Here is a 19,728-nt window from a genome sequence, read left to right as displayed (position 1 = left end):
CGGCTGCTTGGCGTGCCTGCTTCTCGCAGAGGTACGAACCAATTGGACGGTTTGAGCAGAAATCTTGGCAAATTAAAGGTGAGATGGACCACAGTTTTCCTTGACTTGTCCGGACCAGTAGGTCCAGGATGATAGTGACCTTAGGAGGTCCCATGCGAAAAAGATCAGACCGCCGCCGTCGGTGGCCACTCGTTATCACCCTTACCGCCGCCCTGCTCGCCTCGATCGTGACCGCCCCGGGCACAGTCGCGGCCCCGCCAGAGGAACCTGCCGGACCACGCGTGGTCGCCGCAGACGGCACAGTGCAGACGATAGACGCCATTAACCCCTCCAGCCGCACTGCCGGCATGTTCGCCCTCTACACCCCGGACTTCGGCCCTTCAACGAAGACCAACAAGTTCGGCGGCGAGGCGGTGCTGCGTGAGACCGGCAACCCAGGCAGCTACGAGGTGCTGGACGTCTGCACCGTCTTCACCAACTGCTCCAACCCGGGCGATAACGCAATCCCGGAAGACGGAGTGGTGCTGTCTGCCTCACCAGGGGGCACACCCGACGTGCGCACTTTCCTCCGGGACCACGTTCGCGCCGGGGAGTTGATCACCCTGGATGACCTCACGGTCCGCACCGTGACAGAGACAATCGACGCCACCGATCCCACCGTCGAAACCCACCCTGCAGGAGTGGACCCTGCCTCCGGGAAGTGCTTCCCCGGCTGCCGTGGCGGCGAACAACTAATCGTGTATACCACTGCTTCGGGCCGTCCCACAACCGAAACCAATGATTTCGGCTACGAAGTAACCGTCATAGATGGCCGCGTCACCGCACGCGGCGGCAACAACAGGGAAATTCCCGCAGACGGACTGGTTATTTCCGGACACGGCGGCCGCGGGGCTTGGCTCTCCAGCAACGCAGTCCTCGGAGCGAAGGTGGCCGTCGATGGATCAACCGTCACTGTGACCATCGATGAAAGCACCTACATGTACGGCGCGGAGCAGGCCCTGGCACGCGCGGAACAGTCAATGACAGCCGCCGCGGAAAGCTGCCTGATCGTCGATCAGCAGGGCGCCGCTACCGCAGCAGCGGAATCGCGCTCACTGTTGAACCAGGCCGCAGAGGCCTCGGCCGCCGGGAATGTCGACGGGTCCGTCACGCTGGCCGAACAGTCCCGCGAAAGCGCCGAACTTGCCTGGTACCGCACCGCCGAATCACGTCCCGTGGAGGGACGCGGCATGTGGGTACGCCCCACCGAAACCACACCCGCCCAGATCGAGACAACCCTGGACCAGCTCGATGCCGCAGGCGTGAACATGGTCTTCCTGGAGACCGTCTTCCAGGGTTACACCATCTACCCCAGCGCTGTAGCCACCGAGTACGGTATCGCACCTCAACGGCCTGAAATGGCTGGGTTTGACCCGCTGCAGGTCTGGATCGATGAAGCGCATGCGCGTGGCATCGAACTGCACCCCTGGGTCCACACCTTCTTTGTCGGCGCGCAGTCCGTCAACGAAAACGGCGGTGTTGGCCCCGTACTTGAGGCACATCCGGAATGGGCAGCAGTGGAACGTGAGGACGTGGGCAAGACCGGCCCGCAGCCGTCCTCCCAAGAGCCCGGCTACTACTTCGTGGACCCGGCAATGCCCGAACCCCGCGAGTATGTGAAGTCTGTCTTCACAGAGATCCTGACGAAATACGAGGTTGACGGTCTACACCTGGACTACATCCGTTACCCTGTCTCACAGCCGTGGGAAACCGCCTCGTTCTCCTACAGCGACTACGCCCGCGATGCATTTGCCAGTGAGCACGGCACCGACCCCTACACGCTCACTCCGGACGATGCACTGTGGGAGACGTGGAACGCCTGGCGTGAGGAAAAGGTGACGTCATTCGTCGCCGAGGTCCGGGACATGCAGCTGGAAGTGGCACCGGAAATTCAGATGTCTGCAGCAGTGTTCCCCGACCCAAGCGACGGTCTGGCCAAGAAGTTCCAAAACTGGGCTGACTGGGCTGACAGGGGGTACGTCGACGTCCTCACAGGTATGTCGTTCGGTACCTCTGCAGCCTCCGTGGCCCGTGACACCGAACTAATGCGCGAGTCGGTGGGGGATGAGAACCTTCTCTACACCGCGACTTACGGTCCGTTCCGCGGCTCGACCCCTGACGTGCTGATCGAGCAGACCCAGGCAGTCAGGGATGCGGGTTCCGACGGCGCAGCGCTTTTCGCCTACAACCAGCTCTCCGCTGCGCAGGCGACGGCACTGGAAGAAGGCGTGTTCCGCGCCGAGGCACGCACACCGCACAGCGACCTGGTGACAGCCGCCCGGGAGGCCGGCCAATGGACCTCCGGGAACGTCAGCAGCGCAACCGGTACCTGCATACCGGAGAAGACAGCCAAAAAATTGGAAAAGGAACTCGCGGGCGCGGACCGTTTCCTTGAGGAAGGCAAAACGGATCAGGCGGTGAAGGCATACGGCAAAGCCGCTGAAATCGTCCGTGGCTCCAGTGAGATTCAGCTGAACTTCGCTGCCAGGCTAATCCGTGATCTGGCCATGTACCAGCGTTGGACCGAGCAAGCCGACGCAGAGCATGGTGGAAAGGGAGGACCTAAGCGGTAGAACACCGCGCCTGCGGTGAGCGCTTCGCTCGACTGCTGAATCAGTGTAGGAGCGTCCCTCGATGAGGGTCGCTCCTACACACTGCAGCGAGGCAGACCGGGAACTAGCTGCATCAGCCACGAAGTCTGGTGACGTTCAGCGTGGCCGCATGCATGAAGACCCCGGGTGAGGTGGTGCAGATCAAGAGTATTCACCAACCAATAGCTGCCCGGCGCAAAGCTCGCCCATCACCTCAGGGCCAAACCTTTGTCCTGGCCCTGAAAAGAGCGGCCTTCGCCGGCGCCGCGGCCTTCCGAAACCGGCTGTGACCCACAGCAGCCTGGAGGCAGGTGGCCACAGCAGCATTTACAGTCCAGACAGGGGCGGCCCACAAAAGGACGCTGGCTAGATGGAGTACTCCGGCGCTGCCCAGACAACAACCTCCGGGTGCTCGTAGAAACGGTAGCCCTGCCCGCGCACCGTGCGTACCGTGTTGGCGAGCCGGCCGAGCTTTGAACGCAGGCGTCGGATGTGTACGTCTATGGTGCGCTCGTTGGGGACTTCGTCCGCATTGCGCCAGAGGCCGCTGAGCAGTTCTTCGCGGCCGACCGTGCGGGAGGCGTTTTCAACCAGGTAGTTCAGAAGTTCGAACTCTTTGAAGGTCAAGTTCAGTGTTTCGCCGTCGAGGTGGACTTCCCTGCGCGAGAGGTCGATAAGCACACCGGTTGGCCGGAGTGCTGGAGCTGGGCTGGCCTGCTCAGGGCGCGGCCTGCGGCTGACGGTCGGGTCACCGAGTGCCTGGCGCACGACGTCGATATCGGCGCCGACGGCGTCTGCCGGAGCCAGCGCGACGGCGGCATGGCTTTGCGCACCGGGAACAAGTGACCGGACATGTGCGCGGACTTCCTGTGCCAGCCGGCTGAGCGTGGTGCCGTGCTCAGCGGCTGTTTCCTCGTCCAGCGCCACGTAGAGGACAAACCCCCGGGCGGTGGTGTCTCCGGAAACTGCCTGCGGGCCGGGAAGGCCGTTCGGCGTGACCACGGCAACCGGGGCTGTAACCGGCTGGTGATCACCCGGGGTGGGCACGGCCTGCAGTTGCCGCAGCGGATTGGATGAATAGGACTGGCTGGCCGGAACCTGGCCGTACTGAGCAAAGGCGGGACCCTGCCCATAGGACGGGCGCTGGGCGCCGGCGCGGTTCTGGGAAGTGCGAAGGGAAATGTGGACGTATCCAGATGAAACGGTCATGTTAAACAACCTCATGGTGAGTGCCGACATCACGGCGCGAATGCTGGGGTGTGCCCGGCCTTAGATGGAGCTTCAGTGGAGCCCGCCGTTGGGCTAGGAAATGCGTAAGGGGTTGGGGTAGGCCGTTACGCGTGCATTCGACAACAGCGTGATGCCGTGACGGACATGGTGTCCGTGGCTGTTGCTGCGGCTGCAGATGCTGTTGCGTGGATGTTCACACAAGGAATTATTGCACGTAACAATCCTTTACGCGCAAGTAACAATGGTAAAGAGTCCACATCGCGGACGCCTGGTTTGAAGCCCAGCTAGGGGCTGTTAACCCACTACGCCGTAGAGCCTGTCACCGGCGTCGCCCAGCCCTGGCACAATATACGCGTTCTCATTGAGCTTCTCATCGATGGAAGCAAGCACGATCGTCACGTTTGCGTCCTCAAGCTCGAGCTTCAGGGCGGTCAGTCCCTCCGGAGCGGCCAGCAGGCAGATGCAGGTGACGTCCGCGGCTCCCCGCTTGAACAGGAACTTGATCGCCTCCCGGAGTGTTCCCCCGGTGGCGAGCATGGGGTCCAGCACAAACACCTGGCGTCCGGTCAGGTCATCGGGCAGGCGTTCGGCGTAAGTGATGGCCTCCAGTGTCTCCTCGTTGCGGGCCATCCCCAGGAAGCCCACCTCGGCAGTTGGCACCAGCCGGGTCATGCCCTCAAGCATGCCGAGGCCGGCGCGAAGAATTGGGACAACCAGCGGAGTGGGTTTGACCAGTCCAGTTCCTGTGGCGGTGGTGACCGGGGTCTCGATCTCCACCGGCTGGACCCTGACCTCCCGGGTGGCCTCGTAGGCGAGCAGCGTCACCAGTTCCTCGGTCAACTGCCGGAACACCGGGGATGGAGTGTTCTTGTCCCGGAGGACGGTCAGTTTGTGGGCCACCAGGGGATGGTCGACTACCAATACGCGCATTGGACAAAAGTATCATTGGCATCATGCCCGCCCTTCCCCACGCCAACACGCCGTTGCATACCCGTTGGATGGACCTTGCATTGGACGCGGCCCGCCGCGCACTTGAGACGGCGGATGTGCCGGTTGGCGCCGTCGTCGTTGGTTCGGACGGCGCGGTGCTGGGCACGGGTTGGAACGCGCGCGAAGCGGACGGCGACCCCACCGCCCATGCGGAAGTGCTGGCCATTCGCCAGGCAGCCGGGGCCCTCGGGACGTGGAGGCTGGACGGGTGCACGCTGGCTGTCACCCTGGAACCGTGCGCCATGTGTGCCGGTGCGGTTGTGCTGGCAAGGGTACCCAGGGTGGTGTTCGGAGCCTGGGATCCGAAGGCGGGCGCGGCGGGTTCGGTCTTCGACGTACTGCGGGAGCGGCGTCTGAACCATTGGACCGAGGTATTTCCAGGCGTGCGCGAACCGGAATGCGCGGCACTCCTTCAGGACTTCTTCCTGAAACAGCGACACGGCTGACGGTTCAGCGCCCGTTCCAGCGGACGTGCCGTTCACGGCGTGAGCCTAGCCTCGGGAGCATCTTCACCATCCCCCAATCCGTTGGTGAAGAAGTAGCCGCGCCTTTTGATCCTCTCCAAATAGTGCGTAGGCTTACTAATTTGGATCGTCAATGAGCGAAGGAGTGTGCACTGTGACCTCACAGCAGGATGGCATGAAGGAAATTCACAAGATTCTCAAGGACGCCGATATTGCAGTGTTGACCACTGTCAACATGCAGGGGCAGCTGGTGAGCAGGCCGCTGGCGGTTCAAAATACAGAGTTCGACGGCGACCTGTGGTTCTTCACTGACGATCCCTCCCCGAAGACTGATGAGGTCCGCAGCAATCCGCAGGTCAACGTTTCCGTGAGCAGCGGCAAGGGTTACCTGTCGGTCACGGGCACGGCGTCAGTAACCAAGGACCGCGCAAAGATCGATGAACTCTGGAGCGCATCGGTGGAGCCGTGGTTTGAGAACGGCAAGGATGATCCTTCTGTGGCGCTGATCAAAGTTGACGCGGACACCGCCGAATACTGGTCTCTGGACTCGCCTCGGGTTGTGGCCGCATTCAAGATTGCCAAGGGCTTGGTGACGGGCAACCGGCCGGATCCCGGGACCAATGAGGTCATAGACCTCTAGCGGCTTCGCTCGCACCGAAAGCCGTTTTGGGCTTGTCCGCCCGCAGCCGGTAAAGTGGCTGCGTTGGTGACGTGTCCGAGCGGCCGAAGGTGCAACACTCGAAATGTTGTTTGGTGAAAGCCAACGTGGGTTCAAATCCCACCGTCACCGCCAATAAAGAACCCCGTTAGTTCCTCTCCTTGAGTGGGGCTAACGGGGTTCTTCTCGTTAACCTGAGCACTGCTGTTGACTGCGGCGCTCAGTAGTTGCGGCTTCTGCGGGCAACTACCACTGGGTTTGCATCAGCCATAAAGCTCCGTAAGGTGATTGATAAGTACACTGATCAATCACAGGGAGTTCATCGATGTCACGCGAACAGAACATGCAGGCTCAGGAAAAGCTCGGTCAGCTGATTGCAGACCGCGAAGTGGATCGCTTCGGCGAGGTCTTCGCCGAAGACGTGGTTGATCATGATCCAGCACCAGCCCAGGCACCGGGTGTCCGCGGCATTCAGGATTTCTGGGTGCAGTTCCTTGCCGGTTTCCCCGATGCGGCACTGAATACCGAGGCCCTGGTGGCAGATGATGAGCACGTCACCGTGGTACTCACCATCACCGGCACCCACGATGGCGAGTTCCAGAGCATCGAACCCACGGGCACGCGGATTGCTGTGCGCGGCATTCAGGTGGCGCGCTTCGAAAACGGGCTCATCGTCGAACGTTGGGGCTCCACGGACGAGGCAGGCCTGCTCAAGCAACTGGGGGCGTAGGCTGGTCTCCACGCGGCCCTGGCGGGCCTTGGTCGACCACCGGGAGGTTGGCGGTGGTCGACCAAGCGAGGAACGAGCGCGTGGAGACCCAGCGCAACCCGATAGCCTTGCCGGATGGCATTGCGAGCGCTGGCTGTCGGAAGAAAGCACGAATCCTGGGTGGCCGAGGGCATTGCCCGCTACGAGAAGCGGCTCAAGAAGCCGTTTGACCTCTCCTGGCAGCTGATCGCCCATTCCGCCCGCGAGGGAGACGCTGCGCGGGACGAGGAATCCGGCCGCCTCCTCGACCGGCTGGCGGGTAAGCACGGCAATGATTACGTCATCCTGCTTGATGAGCGGGGCAAAGCCCTCGACTCACCGGGTCTCGCCGCAAAGCTGCAGCAGCCGCTGGATAGCGCCAGAACCATCACGGTGATCATCGGCGGCGCCTACGGCGTCAACCAGGCAGTCCACGCACGGGCGGACCTGGTCTGGTCCCTCTCTCCGCTTGTCTTTCCCCACCAACTGGTGCGCCTCATTCTGGCCGAACAGCTGTACCGCTCCCAGGAAATTGCAGGGCACCGCCCCTATCATCACGAGTGAGCAGACCGAGCCGAAGCACGGCCGGCTGCGAATACAGTGTGAGCGTTGTGGATTCTCTACACTTGGTGGAGATCACGCGCGGGTGGAGGAGAAATGATGACCGGTTTGGGAACGACTGCGCGGATACTCCGCGCGTCCGCCACCGCCGTCGTCGTGCTGTCCCTCGCAACCGGCGCCCACCTTGCCGGTGGAGGCCAGTTGCCCGGCCTGCTGATTCTCGCCGCGCTCGCCGCGGCGACCCTCCTAGCGGTCACTGTTGCGGCCCAGCGGAAGCTCTCCCTCCCCGCTGTGCTGGGCATCCTCGGGATCGGTCAATTTGTTCTCCACCAGGCCTTCAACACACTCACGACGACGACGGCCTGCCTCCCGGCACCGGGTGGCCACTACGGCATGCAACAGGTTCACTGCGCTCCCACGGGTTTGGAGCATGCACATGCTGGTGCGGCACCCGACGGTGCGCTGATGCTCGCAGCCCATGCTGCCGCCGTCGTTATCACCGCCCTCATGCTTCACCGGGGTGAAGCGGCTCTGGTCCTGACAGTTCAGTGGCTGCGTCCGCTCTTCGCGCTGCCAGGGCTCGCTGCCCAGTTCCCGCAGACACCACTCCCTCGTTTTCGCACGATTTCACGGCCCAGTTACCGGCATCCTGTCCTGGTGGTGCCCACCCTCCGCGGTCCGCCCGCTACAGCCTCTCTCTGACACAATCCCCCGGCATCCCGCCATGCGCTCTTCCGCGCTCCCGTATTTCTGCTGCCCAAGCGGCAGCACCTTTGAGAGGTAAGAAATCACCATGAAAAACTCAGTTCGCCGCACCTTGACCGTAGCCGCAGCGACCACCGGTCTGATGGGACTTGGTCTGGCCGGAGCGGCAGCGCACGTCACAGTCAAACCGGACACCACGGCCGAAGGTGCGTTCTCCTTGCTGACCTTCGGCTTTTCTCATGACTGTGACGGTTCGCCCACCAACAAGATCACCATCTCCCTGCCCGACGGCATGATCGATGCCAAACCTGAGATTGTTCCAGGCTGGAACGTGGAGAAGGTCACCGAGACACTGGATGAGCCCATGACACTCGATAACGGATCGAGTGTCACCGAGCGCGTCGGCCAGATCGTCTACACGGCCGAAACGCCTATGGAGGACGGCTACCTGCAGCAGTTTGACCTTTCAGTGCAGCTTCCCGAGGGCGCCGGGGAAACTCTCGCCTTCCCGGTCCTGCAGTCCTGTGTGGAGGGCGAGACCGATTGGTCCGAGATTGCTGCCGGCGGCGAAGACCCGCACAGCCTGGACGCACCGGCTCCCTCCTTTGAACTGACGGCCGCAGATACAGAAGGCGGTCACGGCGCTGAGGCTGAGCCCGAAGCCGAGGCTGCGGACCTGGAGAACGCTTCGGCGAGCACAGACACTTCGGGCGCGGCAACCGCCGGTTACGTTGGGCTCGGCGCCGGCCTTCTTGGTCTTGCCGCGGGCGTAGTTGCACTGCTCCGCACCCGCAAGATCAAGGCGTAACCAGGTAACAATCCCTGCGTCAATCCGCTACTCGCCGCGCGGGCTGATTGACGCAGGGATGCCCTCGGGTAAGGGTGTTGCTATGACACCCCGTGTAAAGACGCCCCGTTGGATTGCCGCCGCTGCTCTTGCCGGATCGGTCGTCTTCCTGTCCGCGTGCGGCTCAACCGGTGCGGGTACCGAATCTGCCGAGGAACCATCGGAGTCGACGTCCGGTGAATTGTCCGCGCCGCCGTCATCGTCTCCTTCTCCTTCCCCTACCTCCGAAGCTGTGCCCGAAGCTGCACCCGAACCATCGGAGTCCGCGTCCAGCGAGCCCGTACCCACCCCTGAGCCAGCAGACGGCGTCTGCACCGCTGCCATGCTTGAGGGTGCGGTCGAATCTCCCATAGGAGGCGGGGCCGCCGGAAGTGTTTACCGCAACCTCATCCTGACCAACATCTCCGACGAAAAGTGCATCATGTCCGGCTTCCCCGGTGTGTCCTCTGTGGATGCCTCCGGTACCCAAGTAGGGGCGCCCGCCGACCGCGGAGATACCGGCGCCGAGGTCCTCCTCGCCCCCGGCGCCTCAGCCATTGCCGAGCTCAAGCAGACGCGGGCGGAAAATTACGGTGGGGACTGCTCGCTGACAGCGGCAACCGGGCTCCGGATCTACCCCCCGGAAGCCACGGACTCGCTGATTGTGGCGCAGGAATCAATGGCCTGCGCGTCGGAAAGCATCGTGTTGATGACCGTCAGCGCGATGCAGCCTTCGGCCTGACTCTCATCACCCGCAACCGGACTGCGGCCGTGGCAAAAACCGCCGCAGTAAATAGCTGAAGCGAAATAGTGAGCCACGGTTGGCCCGCAGCGATGGCTCCCACCCCGGCGATCGCCGCAACCACTCCCGAGGTGATGATCACACGCCCCCGCTCAAGCCAGCCATAAACCGCAAGGGCAATGCCCAGAACCACCCAGGCGCCCAGCCCGCGCAGGGATTCGATGGCACCACCCAGCAGCGACCCAAGCTCCAGTACGACGGCGAGAACAAGGTAGGTGCCCGTGTTCGCGTTGATTGCCGGCGGATTGCGCACCAGCCAGGGCGCAGCGAGCAACACGAGCACCAGAGTGCTGACCACAAAGTACACGGCGACTGCGCCCGTGTTCTCACCGGCGATGAGGCTCGCCACCGCGCCTCCAGTGAACAGAACGGCGACGCCTGCCATCGGTACCCAGTTGTTGCTCACATGGCCGCTCATGGTTCGAAAGTACCGCAGCCCGCGTGCGAATCCGCGGCGCGGTGGCCTCGACGGTCCCGCGCCGCCGGGTTCCCTCCATCAAAACTTCCCTAAGGTTTAGGATCGCCGGTTCGAAACAGCGATCCTGAGGTCCAGGGCAGTTTCTGTCCCGCGCATTAAGGGTGCCCTGAGAAAATGTCAGAACGGTGCGAGATGATGAATTGATGACGTCGGTGCTGGAGAAATTCACGCCCGCCACCCATGAATGGTTCGCGGGTGCATTCAGCGCGCCCACACCTGCGCAGGAAGGCGCCTGGAACGCGATTGCCGCGGGCTCCAATGCGCTGGTTGTTGCTCCCACCGGTTCGGGTAAAACCCTTGCAGCGTTCCTGTGGGCGCTGGACGGGTTCATCGCCAAACCCGTAGAGGACAAGCGGACCACCCGGGTGCTGTACATTTCCCCGCTCAAGGCACTCGGTGTTGATGTGGAGCGGAACCTGCGCTCGCCGTTGATCGGTATCACCCAAACGGCCAAACGGTTGGATCTTCCCGCGCCATCCATCACCGTGGGAGTGCGCTCGGGCGATACATCGCAGGCCGAGCGGCGGGCTCTCCTCAGCCGTCCTCCGGACATCCTGATCACCACCCCCGAGTCCCTGTTCCTCATGCTCACGTCCAAAGCGAGGGAAACCCTCACCAACGTGGACACAGTGATTGTCGATGAGGTCCACGCTGTTGCAGGAACCAAACGCGGCGCCCACTTGGCGGTGTCGCTGGCCCGGCTGGATGCTTTGTTGGACAAGCCCGTCCAGCGCATCGGGCTGTCCGCCACCGTGGAGCCAAAGGACACGGTTGCGCGTTTCCTTGCCGGGAACGCGCCGGTGGAGATTGTTGCTCCTCCGTCGAAGAAGTCCTGGGATATTACGGTCACCGTTCCGGTGGAGGACATGACGGAGCTGGGCGGCACGGCGGCAACGGACGACGACGGCGGTCCGGTTCCGCAGGCGAGCATCTGGCCGCATGTGGAGGAGAAGATAGTCGACCTCATTGAGGCCAACCACTCCACAATCGTCTTTGCGAACTCCCGCCGCCTTGCAGAACGCCTGACCGCCCGCCTCAACGAGATCCACGCGGACCGCGGGGAAGCAGCAACCCTCTGGTCTTCCCCGGACAACGAGCAAGAAGCCTTCGGACCCGGTGGGATTGCCGCGGATAACGCCAGTGACTCGGCAGGCGGCATGAGCGGGCGCACCGGAGGTGTCCCGAAGGAAGGCGGCTTTAATGTTCCTAGGGCCGCCAGGCCCAACGGAATTTCGTTGCCGCCGTTCCGGGCCACCGCAGGCGCGCCACCCCAAAGAACCCCCGCCGAAATGATGGCGCAGGCGGGCCAAACCCAAGGCGCCGAGCCGCTTCTGGCGAGAGCCCATCATGGGTCCGTCTCCAAAGACCAGCGTGCCCTGATCGAGGATGACCTGAAATCCGGCCGTCTGCGCTGTGTGGTGGCGACGTCGTCGTTGGAATTGGGTATCGACATGGGCGCGGTGGACCTGGTAGTCCAGGTGGAGGCGCCGCAGTCGGTGGCGAGCGGCCTGCAGCGGGTGGGGCGGGCCGGACATCAGGTAGGCGAGGTGTCGCAGGGTGTCCTGTTCCCCAAGCATCGCGGCGACCTGGTGAACACCGCGGTGACCGTGGAGCGGATGCTTGCGGGAAAGATCGAGCCGCTCTACATACCAGCCAATCCGCTGGACATTCTGGCGCAGCAAACGGTTGCGGCCGTCGCACTGGAGACGATCGATGTGGAGGAGTGGTTCGACATCGTGCGGCGGTCGGCCCCCTTTGCCACACTCCCCCGTTCGGCCTTCGAGGCGACCTTGGATCTGCTGGCGGGCCGGTACCCGTCAGACGAATTCGCGGAACTTCGGCCGCGGATCATCTGGGATCGGGTCGAGGGCACCATCACCGGCAGGCCCGGCGCGCAACGTCTGGCGGTCACCTCCGGTGGCACCATTCCGGACCGCGGGTTGTTTGGAGTGTTCCTGGTGGGGTCGGAAGCCACCGGGACGGACGCACGGGCGGGCGGTAGGCGGGTCGGCGAACTCGATGAGGAAATGGTTTACGAATCGCGGGTGGGTGACGTTTTTGCCCTCGGCGCCACCAGTTGGCGGATTGAGGACATCACCCACGACCGCGTCCTGGTGTCCCCCGCCTTTGGACAACCCGGCAAGCTGCCCTTCTGGAAGGGGGATTCGCTGGGCAGGCCCGTGGAACTGGGTAGGGCGGTGGGCGCTTTTGTCCGGGAGCTCTCCAACGCCTCTGACGAGGATGCAACGGCACGGTGCCGTGCGAGCGGACTGGATGACTGGGCTGCTGGTAACCTCCTTGCCTATCTTCGGGACCAGCAGCAGGCCACCGAGATTGTGCCCAACGACCGAACGCTGGTGATCGAGCGGTTCCATGACGAGCTGGGCGACTGGCGGGTTGTCCTCCACAGCCCGTTCGGCATGCCCGTCCACGCGCCCTGGGCTTTGGCAGTAGGGGCAAGGCTTGAGCAGCGGTACGGGATGGACGGCTCCGCGATGGCCTCCGACGACGGCATAGTGCTCCGCGTACCCCTCATGGAGGATGAGCCTCCCGGCGCGGAACTCTTCCTGTTCGACGCCGAGGAACTTGACGGTATTGTGACCGCCCAGGTGGGGTCCTCAGCCCTGTTTGCATCACGGTTCCGTGAGTGTGCTGCCCGTGCGCTGCTGTTGCCGCGCCAGAATCCCACGAAACGGAGTCCGCTGTGGCAACAGCGGCAACGTTCCGCCCAGCTGCTGGACGTGGCCCGTAAGTTCCCAACCTTTCCCATCATTCTGGAGACCGTCCGCGAATGCCTGCAGGATGTCTATGATCTGCCCGCCCTGAAAGACATCGCCGGGCAGATTGACCGCCGCGAGGTGCGCATGGTGGAAATTACCACCCAGCAGCCCTCGCCCTTTGCCCGCTCCATGCTGTTCGGTTACGTTGCATCCTTCCTCTACGAGGGTGACTCACCCCTGGCCGAGCGCCGCGCGGCGGCCCTATCGCTTGACCCCACACTCCTGAATGAGCTGCTGGGCCGCGCTGAGCTGCGGGAACTGCTCGATGCCCAGGTCATCGCCGACACTGAGCGGGAACTGCAGCGGCTCGCACCGGACCGTAAGGCAAAAGGCATCGAGGGCGTCGCTGACCTGCTGCGGCTGCTCGGGCCGCTCACCGCCGTCGAAATCGGCGAGCGGCTGGAGGTCGCGGAACCGGATCTCCACGCGGCCGAACACGGCCTTGGTCGATCACCGGTGGCCTCACCGGTGGTCGACCAAGCGACGAAGGAGCACGCGGAGACCCTCGCTGCCACGCTCATCAAGTCCAACCGCGCCCTGCGCGTCAACGTCGCCGGGGAAGAGCGGTACGCCGCGATTGAGGATGCCGCACGGCTCCGGGATGCTCTTGGCGTTCCACTGCCCATGGGTGTGCCGCTGGCGTTCATCGAACCCGTTGCCGATCCGTTGGGCGACCTCGTGAGCCGGTATGCCCGAACCCACGGGCCCTTCACCGCCGCCGAAGCCGCAGTGCGCCTGGGACTGGGGGTCGCCGTCGTCGTGACCGCATTGCAGCGGCTCTCCTCCGACGGGCGCGTGGTGGAGGGCGAGTTCCGGCCGGCGGAAGCCGCACCGGCGGACCCCAACGGCACCCGCCCTGCAACCATAGGCCCGCACGCACCCAGCGAATGGTGCGATGTGGAGGTGCTGCGCCGGCTCCGCCGCCGCTCGCTGGCCGCGCTGCGGCACGAGGTGGAACCAGTGGATCCGGCTGCATTCGGCCGCTTCCTGCCGATCTGGCAGCATGTGGGTTCGGGGCTTCGCGGGCTCGACGGCGTTGCAACGGTGGTTGACCAGCTCTCGGGAGTGCCGATCCCGGCGTCAGCCTGGGAGCCGCTGATCCTCGGATCGCGGGTGGCCAACTATTCTCCCGCGATGCTCGACGAACTCACTGCCGCCGGCGAAGTGGTGTGGTCCGGCGCCGGCAGCCTGCCCGGCAACGACGGCTGGATTGCGCTCCACCTCGCCGAAAATGCACCGCTCACGCTGCGCCCCGACCCGGCGTTTGAACCTTCCGCCCTGCAGGCGGAACTGCTTGAACTGCTCTCCGGTGGCGGCGCATACTTCTTCCGGCAGCTGGTCCAATCCCTGACGTCGGATACGCAACCCGCCGACTCCGCCGTCACCAACGCTCTGTGGGACCTGGTCTGGGCAGGCCGGATCGGCAATGATACGTTCACCCCGGTGCGCGCCCTCCTCGCCGGTGGCAAGACCGCGCACAAGCAGCGCCCGCCGGCACCCCGCGCGCGCTCCGCCCGGCTGGGCAGGCTTGGCCGAGCTCCCGGAGCGTCCCTCACGGGCAGCAGCATGCGGTTCGTGTCAAGGAACGACGACGGCGCCGGCAGCTACCAGCGCAGCACACCGCCCCAGGTGGCCGGGCGGTGGACCCTGCTTCCCGCCGTTGAGAGCGAAACGACCGTTCATGCGCATGCCACAGCGGAGCTGCTACTGGACCGCTACGGCGTGTTGACCCGCGGAGCAGTGGCCAGCGAAGGTATCCCCGGCGGGTTTGGGCTGATGTACAAAGTGCTGTCCCGGCTGGAGGAAATGGGGCGGTGTCGGCGGGGCTACTTCATTGAGCATCTGGGTGCTGCCCAGTTTGCTGTGCCGTCGACGGTGGACCGGCTCAGGTCCTTCAGCGCCGACGCCCGTGCGGAATCGCTGCAGCAGGCGCCACCCGCCGCCGTCGCGCTTGCCGCCACTGACCCGGCAAATCCCTTCGGCGCCGCGCTCGCGTGGCCCGCTCACGACGGCGGGCACCGGCCCGGACGCAAAGCCGGCGCATTGGTGGTGCTGGTGGACGGGGAGCTTGCCCTGTATGTGGAGCGCGGCGGGAAAACCATGCTCACCTACACCGATGATGCACCCAGCCTGGAGGCGTCCGCGCAGGCCTTGGTCGCCGCGATCCGCCGCGGGGCCACGGACAAGATGGCTGTCGAGAAGGTCAATGGTGAGTCGGCCCTCGAGTCGGAGGTAGGCCGGGCCCTTGCAATGGCCGGCTTCTACACCACTCCCCGCGGGCTGCGGATCCGTGCCTGAAGGCGATACCGTCTGGCGGGCGGCGCGTGAGCTCAACAAAGCACTCCAGGACAAGGTCCTGACCCGGTGCGACGTCCGCGTCCCCCGCTACGCCACAGTGGATTTCACCGGGGAAACCGTGCAGAACGTGGTTTCCCGCGGCAAACACCTCCTCATCCGGGTAGGCACGGAGTGGAGTATCCATTCACACCTCAAGATGGAGGGCCTCTGGCACGTCTACCCACCACATGGCAAATGGCGGCGTCCCGCGTTCAAGGCGCGGTGCATTCTCGGCACCGCTGATTCCATTGCCGTCGGTTTTGAGCTGGGCTTCCTCCGCGTCATCCGCCAGGCCGAAGAGGACGACGCCGTCGGATACCTTGGACCCGATCTGCTGGGCCCGGACTGGGACGCTGAGGAGGCGCTCGTCCGGCTGCGGGCTGATCCGTACCGGCCCATCGGCCTCGCGCTGCTGGATCAGCGCAACCTCGCCGGGATCGGCAACGTTTATCGCTGCGAGCTGTGCTTCCTCGCCGGAGTGCACCCGCTGACGCCGGTGTCCCGTGTCACCAATCTGGTGCGCATGGTTGAGCTGTCAAAGAAGCTGCTGGAGGCCAACAAGTTCCGCTCCCAGCGGGCTACCACGGGCAACCTGCGCGGTGATCAGCTCTGGGTCTATGGCCGCACCCGGCGAGGCTGCCTGCGCTGCGGAACGCCGGTGGTGCGGACCGAGACCGGCGACTCCGAATTGGAGCTGCGCGTACTGTACTTCTGCCCCCACTGCCAGCCGCCGTTATGATGGAGGCTGCTGTCAACACGGGAGGACCATGAGCTGGGATCAAACCATCCCGGCCCTGATTGTCACCGTTCTGGTGGTATTTGTGCCGGGGCTCGCCTGGGGATATGTGCTCGGTCTGCGCAGGTTAACCCTCTGCGCTCTCGCCGGACCCTTCAGCGTGACTGCCGTGGTGGTTGCGGCGGAGCTCGCGGCAATTACCGGAGTGAGCTGGTCGGTTCTCCCCGTGGTGGCAGTGACAATCCTTGTGGGCTTGCTGCTTTGGCTGGTCCGCCGCTCATGGGGCAAGTACCTTTCAACCGGAGAGCCCGGCCACAGCCGCTGGTTCATCGCAGCCTGGGCTGTCGCCGCAGTTCCCACCGCAGGGTACCTGCTGTGGATCTTCGGCAGCCCCGAAAACATTGCACACTCCCATGACAATGTCTTCCATCTGAACGCTCTGCGTTATATTTCCGAAACAGCAAACTCCTCATCGCTCACGCTGGGATACCTTGGCACACGTTCCGGTGTCTTCTACCCGGCCGGGTGGCACGCCGTCGTTTCGGTAGTCATGTCTGCAACCGGCCTGTCGATTCCCGCGGCGATCAACGTGGTCAACCTTGTGCTGATTACCGGAATCTGGAGCGTGGGGTGCCTCTTCCTGGTCAGCCGGGTCACGGGCGAAAGGCGGACCGCGCTGCTGGTCGCCGCGGTGATGTCCACCGCCTACAGCACGTTTCCGTACCTGCTGTTGGAATTCGGCGTTGTCTATCCGTTCATGCTCTCCATCGCGATGCTTCCTGCGGTCCTCGGGCTAGTGATTCAGCTCCTGCGCCTCGGCAAGCCAACACCGCTGACGGCGACCGGCAACGCGGTGCTGCTGATCGGCATCCTTCCCGGCCTTGCGCTTGTCCATCCGTCCGCAGTTGTTGGTTCCTTAGGACTCAGCGTGCCACTTGTACTGGCTGCGGCATTCCGCAGGCATCATGGCCGACGACGGCGCACGGTTTTGCTAGGCACCATCGCCTACCTCGCCGTCGTCGTTGTGGCGTGGTGGCAACTGCGGCCGGGACGCAACACTAACTGGGACGAGCTCGGCGACGTCCAGTCTGCACTGATCGGCGTGCTGTTCCAATCTCCGCTCGGCCGCCCGGCGGCTGCCCTGGCAGCTGTGCTCACGGTGATCGGCGCCGTCGTCGTGCTGCGCCGTCGCAAACACCGCTGGACCATCCCGCTGTATGGGGTGGCGGCGCTGCTGTTTGTGGTGGGCAATTGGAAGGAGGCTCCGGAACTTCGGTGGGCACTGACCGGCATCTGGTACAACGACTTTTTCCGGATCAGCGCCCTGCTTCCGGTCGCGGGGATCATCCTTGCTTCAATCGGTGGAGTCGCGCTTGTCGAGCGTGTGCGGGGCCCCCGTGTCCTGGGCCGCTGGAAGGGTGCGCCCGCGTGGATCGGACCAGCGGCCGCCGTCGTACTGGTTGTTGCCGGTCTAGTCGTGGCGCCGATCTTTGCTGCACGGCAGGCCATTCAGGAGGCCGCCGTCAAGTACCGGTTCACTGAGGATTCACACTTGCTGACCCTGGACGAGCTTGAACTGATCAGGCGCCTGCCGGAGAACGTGGAGCCTGAAGCGGTACTGATTGGAAGCCCGTTGACGGGGGCGGCGCTGTCCTATTCGTACACTGGGCTGGCAACGGTGCTGCCGTACGGGACCACTGCGGCCTCGGACGAGGGGAAACTGCTCTTTGCCGAATTGGATGAGCTGCTGGACAACCCCGCTGTGTGTGACGCCGCGGCCGCGCTCAGTGTCGACTACGTCCTTGATTTCGGGAACAGCTCGGTTCATCCGGGAGAGCGGGTTGTGGATCCTGGGCTGCAGGAACTCACGGTTGAGAATGGATTTGAGCTGGTGGACAGCGAGGGCGAGGCCCGCTTATACCGGATTACCGGGTGCTGAACCGGGAGCTTTCGTGCACCTGATGTGGCCCGCCAGGTGGGAAACCGGTCAAGGCACAAAACTTCCGCTCCTGGATACGCGCGTACCCTTAAACAGTGATGCAATCCCCGCTCCCCGTCCGCAATGGTGTCAATGCCACGCGCTTACGGCTGCCCGAGGACGGCCCGTGGGTAACAGCACTGGAATACATCCTGGACCGCTGGGACCACGTGAATCCGGAGGGAATCGCCGAACGGTTTGACCGCGGCGAGGTTGTGGCTCTTGGCGGCGAGCGCCTGACGCGCACTACTCCACTGAACCAGCACACCTTCGTCTGGTATTACCGCGAGCTGCCTGTTGAGCAGCGGATTCCGGTGGACATCAATATCCTGCACCAGGATGAGGACCTGCTGGTGGTTGATAAGCCCCATTTTCTGCCCACAACGCCCGGCGGCATGTACGTCGCCGAGTCGGCGTTGGTCCGGCTGCGGGTGCACCTGGACATTCCCCACCTCATTCCCATGCACCGCCTTGACCGCATGACTGCGGGCATACTCATGTTCTCCACCAACTCATCCACCCGCGGCAAGTACCAGCTTTTGTTCGAGAACCGTCAGATCCGCAAGGAATACGAGGCGGCGGCAGCCATCGATCCGACGCTGGCAGAGGTCCCGAGGATTGTGCGCAGCCGCATCGTCAAGTCGCGCACCTACCTGCTTGCACAGGAAGTTGACGGCGAACCGAACGCCGAAACCCGCATCAGCCTCATCGGAACGCGGGGAGAGACCGGCCGCTACCGGTTGGAGCCCCACACCGGCAAGACCCACCAGCTCAGACTGCACATGGCCGGCCTGGGCTTGGGCATCGTCAATGATCCGTTCTACCCGGTGCTTCAGCCCCAGCAGGTGGACAACTACAGCAGACCCCTCCAGTTGCTTGCACGGAGCATCGAGTTCACCGATCCGCTCAGCGGTGCGCAAGCGGGCTTTACCAGCGGACTTGAATTGTCCTCTTTCGCAGAAACCGCAACGGCACCCCTACGGTAGGTTGGAAGGCGTGGACCTCACAGCACTTGCGGAATGGTCGCTGCTGCTCCACCCCGTGACACTCGTGGTGGTGATGGCCGACGTTTTCGCGCCCATCATGCCATCGGAATTCCTGGTGATCGCGTCCGGCACGCTCTCATCGGAGGGAAGCCTGCTCCTTCCGGTTTCCCTGCTCACAGCCACCCTGGGCAGTTGGCTCGGCGACATTGTCCTGTACCTCCTGTTCCGCAAACGCTTGACTAATTGGCTGGACCGCTTCCGCTGGGGCAGGTCCATCCACCGGGGTATCCGGAACACAGTTGAGAAGGCTGGGAAGTCCCCCACTTACGCCGGGTTGGTTGCACTGAGGTTCCTTCCCGGAGGACGGACAGCGGGCGTTGCCGCTGCGGGAATCGCCAACCTTCCGTTGAGACCGTTCCTCGGATTCGCGGCAATCGGCGGCTTCCTGTGGTCCTGCTGGCTGGTGGGACTTGGGTATGTCACCGATGCAACAACGGGCTTCCCAATGTGGGCGAGCGCACTCCTTGGCATGGGAGTGGGTACGCTGGTGGGACTGATTATTGCCGCGTTCTTCGCGCTCAAGCAACGCCGAGAGGTCCAACGAACACATGAGCCTGCCGACTCCGTCCAGCCCTCGGCTGCCCCAACCACCAGCAAGGCCACCCCGGACGAGCGGTGAACCCGGCACCGGCCAGTCCAGCGTGCTTGACCGGCTGAAGGCGGCGCAACCCCGCAACACGGCCACCCTCCCCGACCGCGATCAGGAGGACAACCCAACGACGACGCCCGCCTCGCCTGCGCGGTCGGTGCCTGCCGACC

The 19,728-nt window shown here is 63.9% G+C and carries 16 protein-coding genes and 1 tRNA gene; 14 read left to right on the top strand and 3 right to left on the bottom strand.

The genetic code is table 11. The annotated features are described in order from the left end of the window. The first annotated feature begins 152 nt into the window (after window positions 1-152). Window positions 153-2,612, top strand: coding sequence for a glycoside hydrolase family 10-like protein (locus Y708_RS0120400; protein ID WP_028281345.1), 2,460 nt, complete (start codon window positions 153-155; stop codon window positions 2,610-2,612). 384 nt (window positions 2,613-2,996) lie between these two features. Here the strand turns inward: Y708_RS0120400 and Y708_RS0120395 are convergent, their stop codons facing one another. Both Y708_RS0120395 and upp read right to left on the bottom strand, forming a co-directional pair. Next, a complete protein-coding gene (locus tag Y708_RS0120395) occupies window positions 2,997-3,839 on the bottom strand; it encodes a winged helix-turn-helix domain-containing protein (protein ID WP_028281344.1) in 843 nt (280 codons plus the stop codon). A gap of 315 nt (window positions 3,840-4,154) precedes the next feature. Next, window positions 4,155-4,790, bottom strand: coding sequence for a uracil phosphoribosyltransferase (gene upp / locus Y708_RS0120390; RefSeq protein ID WP_028281343.1), 636 nt, complete (start codon window positions 4,788-4,790; stop codon window positions 4,155-4,157). 23 nt (window positions 4,791-4,813) lie between these two features. On the opposite strand from upp, the gene tadA reads away from it, so the two are divergent. The 8 genes from tadA (at window position 4,814) to Y708_RS28785 (ending at window position 9,554) form a co-directional block, all read left to right on the top strand. Continuing rightward, the gene (gene tadA, locus Y708_RS0120385) at window positions 4,814-5,296 is read left to right on the top strand and encodes a tRNA adenosine(34) deaminase TadA (RefSeq protein WP_028281342.1); all 483 of its coding nucleotides are present in this window, start codon (window positions 4,814-4,816) and stop codon (window positions 5,294-5,296) included. 172 nt (window positions 5,297-5,468) lie between these two features. After that, a complete protein-coding gene (locus tag Y708_RS0120380) occupies window positions 5,469-5,954 on the top strand; it encodes a pyridoxamine 5'-phosphate oxidase family protein (protein WP_028281341.1) in 486 nt (161 codons plus the stop codon). A gap of 65 nt (window positions 5,955-6,019) precedes the next feature. Beyond that, a tRNA-Ser gene (locus tag Y708_RS0120375) sits at window positions 6,020-6,107 on the top strand. Between the two features lie 190 nt (window positions 6,108-6,297). Beyond that, on the top strand, window positions 6,298-6,702 hold the full coding sequence (locus tag Y708_RS0120370) for an ester cyclase (RefSeq protein WP_028281340.1): 405 nt from the start codon (window positions 6,298-6,300) through the stop codon (window positions 6,700-6,702). Between the two features lie 114 nt (window positions 6,703-6,816). Next, window positions 6,817-7,284 carry a 23S rRNA (pseudouridine(1915)-N(3))-methyltransferase RlmH gene (locus Y708_RS0120365; RefSeq protein WP_028281339.1) on the top strand — a complete coding sequence of 156 codons (468 nt, stop codon included), beginning with the start codon at window positions 6,817-6,819 and terminating at the stop codon, window positions 7,282-7,284. A 93-nt stretch (window positions 7,285-7,377) separates the two neighbouring features. Next, complete coding sequence (locus Y708_RS0120360) at window positions 7,378-7,983, top strand: hypothetical protein (protein WP_155853972.1); 606 nt, start codon at window positions 7,378-7,380, stop codon at window positions 7,981-7,983. A 91-nt stretch (window positions 7,984-8,074) separates the two neighbouring features. Continuing rightward, window positions 8,075-8,794, top strand: coding sequence for a YcnI family copper-binding membrane protein (locus Y708_RS0120355; protein ID WP_028281337.1), 720 nt, complete (start codon window positions 8,075-8,077; stop codon window positions 8,792-8,794). An 82-nt stretch (window positions 8,795-8,876) separates the two neighbouring features. Then, window positions 8,877-9,554: a DUF4232 domain-containing protein gene (locus Y708_RS28785; RefSeq protein WP_162150509.1), complete on the top strand. Its 678-nt coding sequence runs from the start codon at window positions 8,877-8,879 to the stop codon at window positions 9,552-9,554. On the opposite strand, the gene Y708_RS0120345 is transcribed toward Y708_RS28785, so the two are convergent. Further along, window positions 9,529-10,032, bottom strand: a complete 504-nt coding sequence (locus Y708_RS0120345) for a hypothetical protein (RefSeq protein ID WP_216699856.1) — start codon at window positions 10,030-10,032, stop codon at window positions 9,529-9,531. The genes Y708_RS28785 and Y708_RS0120345 overlap by 26 nt on opposite strands. Window positions 10,033-10,235: 203 nt before the next feature. On the opposite strand from Y708_RS0120345, the gene Y708_RS0120340 reads away from it, so the two are divergent. The 5 genes from Y708_RS0120340 (at window position 10,236) to Y708_RS26770 (ending at window position 19,588) form a co-directional block, all read left to right on the top strand. Further along, on the top strand, window positions 10,236-15,170 hold the full coding sequence (locus Y708_RS0120340; RefSeq protein WP_081747077.1) for a DNA glycosylase AlkZ-like family protein: 4,935 nt from the start codon (window positions 10,236-10,238) through the stop codon (window positions 15,168-15,170). Next, entirely contained in the window at window positions 15,163-15,948 is a 786-nt protein-coding gene (locus Y708_RS0120335; protein ID WP_028281333.1) for an Fpg/Nei family DNA glycosylase, read from the top strand. The genes Y708_RS0120340 and Y708_RS0120335 overlap by 8 nt, the downstream gene beginning before the upstream one ends. 28 nt (window positions 15,949-15,976) lie before the next feature. After that, the gene (locus Y708_RS0120330; RefSeq protein ID WP_028281332.1) at window positions 15,977-17,884 is read left to right on the top strand and encodes a DUF6541 family protein; all 1,908 of its coding nucleotides are present in this window, start codon (window positions 15,977-15,979) and stop codon (window positions 17,882-17,884) included. A 98-nt stretch (window positions 17,885-17,982) separates the two neighbouring features. Beyond that, on the top strand, window positions 17,983-18,909 hold the full coding sequence (locus Y708_RS0120325) for an RluA family pseudouridine synthase (protein WP_028281331.1): 927 nt from the start codon (window positions 17,983-17,985) through the stop codon (window positions 18,907-18,909). A 10-nt stretch (window positions 18,910-18,919) separates the two neighbouring features. After that, on the top strand, window positions 18,920-19,588 hold the full coding sequence (locus Y708_RS26770; RefSeq protein WP_253905904.1) for a DedA family protein: 669 nt from the start codon (window positions 18,920-18,922) through the stop codon (window positions 19,586-19,588). Window positions 19,589-19,728 lie beyond the last annotated feature (140 nt).

Source organism: Arthrobacter sp. H5 (genome assembly GCF_000520595.1).
GTDB lineage: Bacteria > Actinomycetota > Actinomycetes > Actinomycetales > Micrococcaceae > Arthrobacter_D.
This window is presented reverse-complemented; position numbering and strand designations above follow the sequence as displayed.